Source organism: Desulfosporosinus sp. Sb-LF (genome assembly GCF_004766055.1).
GTDB lineage: Bacteria > Bacillota > Desulfitobacteriia > Desulfitobacteriales > Desulfitobacteriaceae > Desulfosporosinus.
Window position 1 is genome coordinate 380,444 of sequence record NZ_SPQR01000003.1, and the last position, 10,336, is coordinate 390,779.

The window sequence follows — 10,336 nt, forward strand, 5'->3', positions numbered from 1 at the left end:
TTACTTTCGCCAAGTCGCCAAGGAAAGATTCTCGATAATGACTTCATCAATCATTTATAGCAGAGGGGACTTTATGAAATGAAATTTAAGAGTATTCAAACACAGTTTTTAGTAATTTCGGTAATTATAATTTTAATTACGCTTGCAACAGTAGGTAGTATAGTTAGCTACGAGGTGACTCAACAGACCAAAAACGATTACTATAATCATTCGAACGAACAGATGAAAATTGCGGAGAAATCTATTAAAATCTTTTATGATCAAATAGATAAAGACATCAATATGATGGCTTCAAACCCATTGATCATGAAAGCAAGCAGTGGAATCACGTCTTACGCAAATAATAGTCAAAAAACTGAAATGACGCCCTCAAAAAATGGGGGATTAGAGCAAGAAATTTATGAAGTCTTTAGACATTATGCGGATACTCATCCTGGTACAATGTACGTCTATTTCGGAACAGAAAAAGGTTCTTATCTCCAGTGGCCTGAAACCAGTATTCCAGAAAAATTTAATCCACCTGAAAAAGACTGGTATAAAACCGGCTTAAGCGGAAGTGGGGCTATTGTGAGAACAGCACCCTACATTGATGGTATTTCTAATGCAATGATTACAAGCAATGTTAGGTCCTTTAATGATGCTAATGGAACTCGGATTGGCACAATAGGAATCGATGTGCAGCAGTCAGTTATTAGTAATATGTTAAGTTCTATGAAAACTGGTAAGACAGGATTTTCGATGATAGTCCACAATACAGGGGTTATTTTAGCAGATGGAAATAATCCGAAAAACAACTTCAAAAAAATAGACGAGATTAAGATTGTGGGATTAGACAAGCTATTGTCAAAAGACTTAAAGTCTTTTGATGTAACTATTGACGGAATAAAATATATAGTTAATCCATATAAAGTTTCCGGAACCGACTGGATTTTGGCATCATTAATGTCAGAGAACGAATTAACAGAGGGTTCTAGAAGAATATCCCTTATGGTTCTAGGTATTTCAGTAATTATGCTGATCATTACAATCATATTAATTACAATCACCACAAAAAGAATTACTAAACCTATCATAAAATCCTCTGAATATTTAGAAGTCGTTGCAAGCGGAGACTTTTCACGAGAGGTTGACCCTAAGTTCCTATCCAGAAACGATGAAATAGGGTCAATTACTAATGCAATAAATGATATGAGAAATTCTTTAAAACAATTAGTAAATAGTATTAAGAATGAATCTTCAACTATAGAAGAAGAAGTACATGATGTAATGAATAACGTTACTAATCTAACTACGAGTCTGGAAGAGATATCTGCTACAACAGAAGAGTTGGCTGCAAGTATGGAAGAAACTTCTGCAGCATCCCAAGAGATGTCAGCAACTTCACAGGAGATAGAAAAAGCTGTTCGGTTAATTGCAGAAAAGTCTCAACAAGGTGCAGTCTCAGCAAAGAAAATCACAAAGAGAGCAGAAGATACTAAGAAGAATGTTGATGCCGCCCAAAAGAAAGCTTATGACATATTTATAGATACTAAAGAGAAGTTGGAACAGGCAATAATAGAATCCAAGGTAGTTAATCAAATACATTTATTAACAGAATCCATCATGCAGATAACTGAACAAACCAACTTGCTTGCATTAAATGCTGCTATTGAAGCTGCTAGAGCAGGTGAAGCTGGAAGAGGATTCTCAGTTGTTTCAGAAGAAATAAGAAAACTTGCAGAGCAATCAAAAGGCGCTGTTATGCAAATACAGGATGTTACTACGAAAGTAACAAGCTCAGTAGATAATCTCTCAAATAGTTCTAATAGCCTGCTGTCTTTCGTGTCTATCGATGTAGATAATGATTATAAGGTTATGTTGGATGTAGCAGAGAAATATAACGAAGATGCTCAATTTGTAGATGAGCTTGTATCAGAATTCAGTGCTACCTCTGTGCAACTTCTGGCTTCTATACAAAATATTTCAGCTGCCATTGATGGGGTAGCTCAAGCAGCTAATGAAGGTGCGAGCGGAACTACCGATATAGCAAATCGAGCTACCGAGGTAAACAACAAATCTAATGATGTTAAGGAACAGGTTTTGAAGGCCATAGAGAGTGCTAATAAATTAAAAGAAGAAACAACGAGATTTATAATCGATTAAATACTAAATTGGTATGAATAAGAGCTACACATGTGTGTAGCTCTTATTCATACCTCGTTTAACTTAACCTAACTTTACTCGCTTGCATATTCAATGAATATGTAAGCTATTACTTCGTGTCGCTATGCGAAATACTTTTATTACATCCATGACTTTCCCGGTTTGGCATCTATGTTAGCAGCATAAATTCGTATTGGGTTCTGGCAGTGTGATTAAAAAAGAGGCCGAAGCGCTTGCTCCGGCCTCTTACCTTGTTCTCTATTACTTCGTAATCAGTTGTAATTCAACGGGAATACTCGCGTCAACTTTCTCCCCTTTAGCTACTTTCAGGGCGGTTTCTAACGCAGTTTTACCAATCAAATCGGGTTTTTGCGCGACTGTAGCCGCCATCTTTCCGTCTTTAACGGCTTTCACAGCATCATCTGTAGCGTCAAAACCGACCACTAGAATATTGCTTTTGCCCGCTGCTTGAATAGCACTGAGAGCTCCTAAAGCCATTTCATCATTGTGGGCGAACACTGCTTGGATGTCTTTATTTCCTTGAAGGATATTCTCCATTACCTTCAATCCTTTAGCACGATCAAAATCGGCAGGTTGAGATGCTACAACCTTCACTCCGTCTTTGCCATCTACGACCTTATGGAAGCCTTGACCCCGGTCACGAGCTGCTGACGTTCCAGCAATTCCTTGCAACTCTACAATGTTCCCTTTGTTACCCAAGGTTTTCATAATATAGTCAGCAGCCATGCTTCCACCTTTGACGTTATCTGATGCGATATGAGAAACTACTTTGCCCCCATTGGAAGCCCGGTCAACCGTGATGACAGGAATGTTAGCTTTGTTAGCCGATTCCACGGCCGAGACAACTGCTGCACTGTCTGTTGGGTTAATAAGAAGGACGCTCACTTTTTTCTGAATCAAGTCTTCAATATCACTGATTTGCTTGGCGGTATTATCACCAGCATCCACAACCAGTAGATCGGCGCCAGCGGCTTTAGCTGCTTTGTCAGCACCGTCCTTGAGTGACACAAAGAAGGGGTTATTTAACGTTGAGACCGAAAAACCAATGGTTACTTTAGCTGAAGGTTTGGCTGTGCTAGCTGCATCCTTTTTTTCTAAATTAGATTGGGTTGTTCCGCAACCAATGAGACTAACCGCCATAAGAACCACGAGGATCATCATCCATACACTATTTTTTCTCTTCATTCTTTATCTTCCTTCCATATATTGGTGGCAAGTGCCGCCAAGTATTCTTTGATGAGTACCAGCAAACTATCAGTATACAATCATTACTGAATCATCGCATCCTCCCCTCTTAAGAACCTCTATGTCCACAACTGAAGAAATCGTCTTTCTTTTCAGTTGGAAAACATCAAATAACTCAATCTACTCGGGATCTGATTACTTCCCTTTCGACCTATCCAGTAAGACAGCCACCAAAATAACCCCGCCTTTGACGACTTGTTGGTAAAAGGATGAAACGTTCATGAGATTCAATCCGTTATCTAGAATCCCGATGATCATAGCACCAATTAAGGTCCCCACAATCCAACCTTTACCTCCAGAAAGACTCGTACCCCCCAATACTACAGCCGCAATCGCATCGAGTTCATAAGATGTTCCTGCAGTTGGTTGAGCGGAATTCAAACGCGAGGTCAAGATAATCCCGCTCAGAGAAGCCATCAGACCACTAATACTATAAACAAGCACTTTGACTCTACTCGTATTGATCCCGGAAAGTCGGGTCGCTTCTTCGTTTCCCCCCAAGGCAAAAACGTGGCGGCCAAAGGACGTAAATTTCAAAATGACATAGAGTACCCCAAAGGCCACCAGCATCCAAATCACGGGCATCGGGATTTGAAAGAGATACCCTCGTCCAATCAGGCCAAAAGCGTCTGGTAGGCCAGTGATCGGTTTCGCTCCCGTATAAACCAACGTTAAACCACGAAATATCGTCATGGTCGCTAAAGTGGCAATAAACGGTGCGACTTTTCCTCGAGCAATTACGACCCCATTTACAGTTCCCATCAAAGTCCCAGACAACACTCCTACCCCGATCGCCAGCCAAGAGCTCATTCCTGTGGCCATCATCCCTGCCGCAAAAGCACTTGAAAGGGCAATGATCGAACCGACAGAAAGATCGATTCCTCCCGTAAGAATAACAAACGTCATCCCAAAGGCAATCAAAGCATTAATAGAAACCTGGCGAAGGACGTTAAAGATATTACCGACGGTCAGAAAGTCTGAATTGACAATGGATAAGATGGTGACGATGAGAATCAAACCCACAAGGGGCCCCATGCGCTGCAGAATCCCGCTTTTTTCCCGCACTTTAGCCATGATTTTTCCCTCCTGTAGCAGCCATCATAATCGTTTCCTGTGTCGCGTTTTCGCGTGAAAATTCCCCCGTGATTCGTCCTTCATGCATGACTAAGACTCGATCACTCATTCCGAGTACCTCCGGTAGTTCTGAGGAAATCATGATGATAGCAACCCCTTTTTGAACAAGTTGATTCATTAAGTCGTAGATTTCTCGTTTCGCCCCTATATCCACACCCCGTGTCGGTTCATCCAGAATTAAAACTTTAGGGTTAGTTGCTAGCCACTTCCCAATCACAACTTTCTGCTGATTTCCTCCACTTAACGAGCTCACCAATTGCCCGGAATGATGGACTTTAACCTTTAGCTTTTGAATACTGTCGTCCACAAAATTTTGTTCCATCTGGTGGCTGATAAACCCAAATCGCGACAGGGATCGCAAATTAGGCAACGCGAAGTTTTCCCGAACCGAGAGATCGGGGACAAGGCCTTCCCCTTTCCGGTCTTCAGTAATCAACGCTAGACCCGCCTTAATGGCATCCGCTGGATTTCCAATCATCACGGGTTGGCCATTCACAAAGATCTTCCCTTGAAACTTCCCTACGCCAAACAGAGCTTTGGCCAATTCTGACCGACCTGCTCCCATCAAGCCTGCAATTCCCAGGATTTCTCCTGACCGCACACTCAAGTTAATATCATAGAGTTTTCCTTCTTGATTTAACATTTCAACCCGGAGACGCTCTTCCCCAATCTCGGTTTCCACCTTAGGGAAACGTTCCTTGATTTCCCGACCAACCATCATCTGCACTAACTCATCCATCGTTGTGACGTTTGTATCCCGTGTGCCTATATAACGTCCATCCCGCAACACAGTAATCCGATCACTGATCTGGAATATTTCTTCCATACGATGGGAAATGTAGATCATTCCCACCCCTTGGGTTTTCAAATTTGCAATGAGCTGGAAGAGTTTTTCGATTTCTCGTTTAGTCAAAGCCGCCGTCGGTTCATCGAGAACCAGAATTTTTGCATGCATGGAAAGTGCTTTAGCGATTTCCACCATTTGCTGCTGTCCAACGGAAAGTTCCCCCACTAGAATATCCGGGTTCAAATCCATCCCAAGTTGCTGTAAATACTTCTTAGCTTCTGTACTCATTCGGTTCCAGTTGACGAATCCAGTCCTACCCCATTTGAACTCACGTCCTAAGAACATGTTTTCCGTTATAGATAAATCGGGGATCATGTTAAGTTCCTGATGAATGATAGCCACTCCCAAAGCTTGAGCATTTTTAGGTGAAGAAGCCACGGATTCTGTTCCGTGAATCTGAATAGAGCCTGCATCCTTACTATAAATTCCAGAAAGGATTTTCATCAGGGTCGATTTACCTGCTCCATTCTCTCCCATCAAGGCATGGACTTCCCCTTGGCGTAGCGAAAATTGAACATCCTCTAACACCTTGACTACACTGAAACTCTTGCTGATGCCCTCCATCGTCAAGAGATCCGCCATACCTGTATCCCTCCTTTAAATTCCTAGAAGATTACGCCAGCCACAAGTACGACATTGGCATAGGCAGTGAACTCGCCTGTGCGGATCACAGCCTTGGCCTGGTGAGTTAAGGCTTTCAACTCTTCATGCGTAATGCCCTCGATCTTAACATCGGGTAGAACTGCGATCAGTTCTTCCTTTTTGCTAGCACTTGCCGATCCCATTTCTTGAGCCACATAAGCCTTTTCCACACACATTTCCTGAAAAACTGTTCCAACCGTCTCAATGAACGACGGGACTCCTTCTTTCAAAGCCAAATCAATTCTTTTAACATGAGACGGGATCGGTAAACCTGCATCTGCTATCACGATAGTGTCCATATGCCCAAGCTCGCTAATCACGCGGGAAATATCACTGTTCAAAATGCCAATTTTCTTCATTTTTGGTCCCTCCAAAAAATTCTTCTACCTCATCCAACGTTGGCATCCCGCCCTGAGCTCCAAATTTAGTAACGGCAAGAGCCGAAACTTGAACTGCTAATTCGACGGCTTCCCGAATGGATTTCTTCTGCGCCAGAGCAAAGGCCAAACCAGCATTAAAGGCATCTCCCGCTCCCGTAGTATCCACTACGGGGACCTTATGACCCGAAACGTTAGCCAAGCTGCCACCCTTTTCTCTAAAAGCGACTCCTTCCGCTCCCAGAGTCGTAACACAACACGAAACTCCTAGATCCAGTAATCGCTCAATCCCTTGGGCAATCGAAGACTCTACAGACATTCCTGAGATCAAAGCCAGTTCGGAACGATTGGGGGTTAAATAATCCACCTTACTGAGTAGCCCCTGAGAAAGGTTTTGAGCTGGGGCTGGGTTAAGCATCACGGCCTTCCTATGTTTTCTTGCCAACTTCACCGCATACTCCACTGTCACCAGCGGAATCTCTAATTGCAAGAGAACAAGATCCGCTTCGGCTATTTTCTCCTCACACCGGTCCAAATCCTCGGGTAAACACCGGGCGTTCGCCCCTGGAACCACCACAATACTGTTATCCTCCTCAGCTAGAAGAATCGAGGCAACACCTGTGGCTTCTGAAGGGAGTACTTTAACACCCGAAGTATTGACTCCATCCTTCTGCAAAGCCTTCATAAGATCCTCACCAAAAGCGTCTGAGCCAACCACTCCAATCATTGCGGTCTCAGCCCCTAAACGGGCTAAGCCCACCGCCTGGTTTGCGCCTTTGCCGCCGGGAATGAAATGAATTTCTTCCCCCATCACAGTTTCTCCACGCCCAGGAGCACGCAAGGCCTTAACCACCAAATCCATATTCAAACTACCTATGACGACAATCTTGGGCCGTAAGTCCATAAAGGTCTCCTCCTATTGGGTTGATTTTCTAGGAATTAATGTGACATCCAATTCAATGACCGTATTCTGGCGGATACCGCTCTCGATTTCGTCTAACAAAATACGCGCAGCTAATCCTCCCATCTCATAAATTGGCTGCGCCACGGTCGTCAATTCCGGTTCAGTAATTTCTGTTAAACCTATCCCATCGAACCCGCAGACTTTGACCTGTTCTGGGACCCTAATCCCTCGTTCATGCAAGGCTTTGAGAGCCCCTACTGCCATGAGATCATTTCCGGCAAAAATTCCATCAAGATCAGGATGACGACAAAGAAGCTCTTCTACAGCTTTTCGGCCACCCTCAACAGCAAAATGCCCGGGCACCATCAGACTGGGAGAATACTCACTTAATTCTCGGGCAATTTCCTCATATCCCAGCAAACGTTCTCGAGCCGTGATGAATTCCGGCGGTCCGTAAATATGAGCAATTCTTTGACAGCCCTGCTCTATTAGATGCTGAACGGCAAGCTTCGCCCCTTCACGGTTATTTGAGCGTATCACTGCACAAGCCGCAGTATTCAAACCTCTGTCTAACAACACAATCGGGATTCGTTCTTTTCTTAACGCTTCGACATCCTCTTCACGAATCGTATTCGAAGCAATGATGAAGCCATCCACATACTTTTTCTTAAGAACCTTAATATATGAACTTTCTTTTAAGCCCAAATCATCTGAGTTGCCTAAGATAACCGTAAGGCCCTTCTTATGAGCAACATCTTCAACCCCACGGGCCAAAGCAGGAAAAAAAGGATTTAAGATATCCGGCAAAATCAAGGCAATAATCCCCATCTTCTTACCTGCCAAGCCCCGAGCCACAGCATTTGGCTCATATTGAAGCTGCTCAATTGCTTTCTGCACTTGTCTTGCGGTCTCGGGATTCACAGAGTCCGTTTTGTTAACCACTCGGGAGACTGTAGCAACAGATACCCCCGCTAAACGAGCAACATCTCTAATCGTTGCCAATGGACAACACCCTCTATCTATTCTCTGTAATCGGTTACATTTGTATACGCCTGTATTCTATATCTTACTTGTAGAATACTTTCACTGTCCACATTTTCATCATAATCCTATTCTGATAAGGAACCATTAGGTAACTTTAGGCCTTAATAAAGTTTTTATAGATATTATGATTAAAGTATATAATGTAAACGGTTACATTTTATACTACGATTTTAGCTTTTTCAGAATGCACTGTCAATCCCTTTTCCCGATTTTAGATTGCCCAATAATAACCATTTAAATAACATGTAATATAAATCCACATAATTCCAATAGACAATTATATTTCATAAATAATACTTTTAAGAAAATAGTATTGTTAAGTTTATAATACCAACATAAAAATAGTTTCTTAAGAAATGAAAAACGTCATTTCTTAAGAAACTATTTTAGTATCAGATACCATCAGTACTGTACAAAAGCTCTCTTTTCTTAGCCCAATGTTATTTCCCAAAATTAATTAGAAATTCATCGCCTTTGCGCCAGGGGAAATAACAGTACGGTTCTCTTACTTCCCAGGATACATAGAATGCAAATGAATAATTCCAAGTAAATGAGCCACTATTTACAATAGGTACTTACGAGGTTTTATTATTCAATCCCCAGTATAAACATAAAAACCTCGTAATCCGTTATACTCAAGGACTTCGAGATTTTCTATATTTATGTATGGTGGTTTTGAGAGGACTCGAACCAACTGAGTTACAAACTTATATGGTGCCGATGACCGGAATCGAACCGGTACGGGGGTTAATCCGCGGGATTTTAAGTCCCGTGCGTCTGCCAGTTACGCCACATCGGCTAAATTGTTTGGAGGCGGCACTCAGATTTGAACTGAGGAATAGAGGTTTTGCAGACCTCTGCCTTACCACTTGGCTATGCCGCCAGAAATGCTGTAGTGGTGATGAGATTCGGAATCGCGACTTTACCTTGGCAAGGTGGCTGCTTACACCCGCAAAATATTGTTTGGTGGGCCATCCGCGACTCGAACGCGGGACACCCTGATTAAAAGTCAGGTGCTCTAGCCGACTGAGCTAATGGCCCGTTTTGGCTGGGGTGGGAGGATTCGAACCTACGAATGCCAGAGTCAAAGTCTGGTGCCTTACCGCTTGGCGACACCCCAATCATATATATTATGCCTGAGCATTTGCTCTAGGGCCCAATACCTTGGTTGCGGGGGCCGGATTTGAACCGACGACCTTCGGGTTATGAGCCCGACGAGCTACCACTGCTCCACCCCGCGATGATAATACGAGGCGCTGTGTACAATGTCCGTTGCTCGAACCGTCTTGGCGTTCCTCTTATCAAAATTAAGTTCTCGGTTCGAACTCTTCTAACCTCGAACATCCAACTTCGTAGATGGTGGGCAGGGATGGATTCGAACCATCGTACCTCGCGGAACAGATTTACAGTCTGTCGCCTTTAACCACTCGGCCACCTACCCATTCGGTTATAGAAACTATTTTTTTATGGCGACCCCGATCGGACTTGAACCGACGATCTCCTGCGTGACAGGCAGGCATGTTAACCACTACACCACGGGGCCATTCTCATTTTGTTAGGCAATGACAGGGTCAAACTGGCAACATCTAGATTTTAAGGCAGGCGCTCTGCCAGCTGAAGTAATCACACTAGTTTATTGGTGACCCGTACGGGATTCGAACCCGTGTAACCGCCGTGAAAGGGCGGTGTCTTAGACCGCTTGACCAACGGGCCTTAATTCAAGCACAACATACTTAGATATGTGCACAACCAACCCATCATGCACCTTACTATAATTAAACATTAAATTATGGTAAGGCATTTCTCTAAGAAGGTAAACAGACACAAAAGGAGCTACCCTTAAGGGTAGCCGCCTATTGCTTGTTACCCGGCGATGACCTACGTTCCCAGGGGCCTGCGCCCCAAGTATTCTTGGCCCTGAAGGTCTTAACTTCCGTGTTCGGTATGGGAACGGGTGGAACCCCTTCGGCATGATCACCA

General features: G+C 43.4%; 7 protein-coding genes, 8 tRNA genes and 1 rRNA gene. 1 reads left to right on the top strand and 15 read right to left on the bottom strand.

Annotated elements, in window-relative coordinates; genetic code table 11:
- Positions 1 to 78: 78 nt before the first annotated feature.
- Positions 79 to 2,142 carry a methyl-accepting chemotaxis protein gene (locus E4K68_RS06395; RefSeq protein WP_135378111.1) on the top strand — a complete coding sequence of 688 codons (2,064 nt, stop codon included), beginning with the start codon at positions 79 to 81 and terminating at the stop codon, positions 2,140 to 2,142.
- A 261-nt stretch (positions 2,143 to 2,403) separates the two neighbouring features.
- Here E4K68_RS06395 and rbsB read toward each other — a convergent pair whose 3' ends face one another.
- The 15 genes from rbsB to rrf form a co-directional block, all read right to left on the bottom strand.
- Positions 2,404 to 3,348 (bottom strand): ribose ABC transporter substrate-binding protein RbsB, encoded by a 945-nt coding sequence (gene rbsB / locus E4K68_RS06400; RefSeq protein WP_135378112.1) that lies wholly within the window; start codon positions 3,346 to 3,348, stop codon positions 2,404 to 2,406.
- 195 nt (positions 3,349 to 3,543) lie between these two features.
- Positions 3,544 to 4,482: a ribose ABC transporter permease gene (gene rbsC, locus E4K68_RS06405; protein WP_135378113.1), complete on the bottom strand. Its 939-nt coding sequence runs from the start codon at positions 4,480 to 4,482 to the stop codon at positions 3,544 to 3,546.
- A complete protein-coding gene (locus tag E4K68_RS06410) occupies positions 4,475 to 5,971 on the bottom strand; it encodes a sugar ABC transporter ATP-binding protein (protein ID WP_135378114.1) in 1,497 nt (498 codons plus the stop codon). The genes rbsC and E4K68_RS06410 overlap by 8 nt, the downstream gene beginning before the upstream one ends.
- A 23-nt stretch (positions 5,972 to 5,994) precedes the next feature.
- Positions 5,995 to 6,390 (bottom strand): D-ribose pyranase, encoded by a 396-nt coding sequence (rbsD, locus tag E4K68_RS06415; protein ID WP_135378115.1) that lies wholly within the window; start codon positions 6,388 to 6,390, stop codon positions 5,995 to 5,997.
- Positions 6,362 to 7,312: a ribokinase gene (gene rbsK, locus E4K68_RS06420; protein ID WP_135378116.1), complete on the bottom strand. Its 951-nt coding sequence runs from the start codon at positions 7,310 to 7,312 to the stop codon at positions 6,362 to 6,364. The genes rbsD and rbsK overlap by 29 nt, the downstream gene beginning before the upstream one ends.
- 12 nt (positions 7,313 to 7,324) lie before the next feature.
- Positions 7,325 to 8,314 carry a LacI family DNA-binding transcriptional regulator gene (locus tag E4K68_RS06425; RefSeq protein WP_135378117.1) on the bottom strand — a complete coding sequence of 330 codons (990 nt, stop codon included), beginning with the start codon at positions 8,312 to 8,314 and terminating at the stop codon, positions 7,325 to 7,327.
- Positions 8,315 to 9,068: 754 nt separating this feature from the next.
- Positions 9,069 to 9,155, bottom strand: a tRNA-Leu gene (locus tag E4K68_RS06430).
- A 9-nt stretch (positions 9,156 to 9,164) separates the two neighbouring features.
- Positions 9,165 to 9,239: transfer RNA gene (locus tag E4K68_RS06435), tRNA-Cys, on the bottom strand.
- Positions 9,240 to 9,320: 81 nt separating this feature from the next.
- Positions 9,321 to 9,397: transfer RNA gene (locus E4K68_RS06440), tRNA-Lys, on the bottom strand.
- A gap of 4 nt (positions 9,398 to 9,401) precedes the next feature.
- A tRNA-Gln gene (locus tag E4K68_RS06445) sits at positions 9,402 to 9,476 on the bottom strand.
- A 45-nt stretch (positions 9,477 to 9,521) separates the two neighbouring features.
- Positions 9,522 to 9,596, bottom strand: a tRNA-Met gene (locus E4K68_RS06450).
- Positions 9,597 to 9,713: 117 nt separating this feature from the next.
- Positions 9,714 to 9,797, bottom strand: a tRNA-Tyr gene (locus tag E4K68_RS06455).
- 26 nt (positions 9,798 to 9,823) lie between these two features.
- Positions 9,824 to 9,899: transfer RNA gene (locus E4K68_RS06460), tRNA-Asp, on the bottom strand.
- 94 nt (positions 9,900 to 9,993) lie between these two features.
- Positions 9,994 to 10,069: transfer RNA gene (locus E4K68_RS06465), tRNA-Glu, on the bottom strand.
- A gap of 152 nt (positions 10,070 to 10,221) precedes the next feature.
- Positions 10,222 to 10,336: ribosomal RNA gene (gene rrf, locus E4K68_RS06470) — 5S ribosomal RNA — on the bottom strand; the annotation flags it as partial.

Coding starts and splice junctions, on each gene's coding strand:
- rbsB (WP_135378112.1), bottom strand. CDS start 3,348: ATGAAGAGAAAAAATAGTGTATGGATGATGATCCTCGTGGTTCTTATG.
- E4K68_RS06395 (WP_135378111.1), top strand. CDS start 79: ATGAAATTTAAGAGTATTCAAACACAGTTTTTAGTAATTTCGGTAATT.
- rbsC (WP_135378113.1), bottom strand. CDS start 4,482: ATGGCTAAAGTGCGGGAAAAAAGCGGGATTCTGCAGCGCATGGGGCCC.
- E4K68_RS06410 (WP_135378114.1), bottom strand. CDS start 5,971: ATGGCGGATCTCTTGACGATGGAGGGCATCAGCAAGAGTTTCAGTGTA.
- rbsK (WP_135378116.1), bottom strand. CDS start 7,312: ATGGACTTACGGCCCAAGATTGTCGTCATAGGTAGTTTGAATATGGAT.
- rbsD (WP_135378115.1), bottom strand. CDS start 6,390: ATGAAGAAAATTGGCATTTTGAACAGTGATATTTCCCGCGTGATTAGC.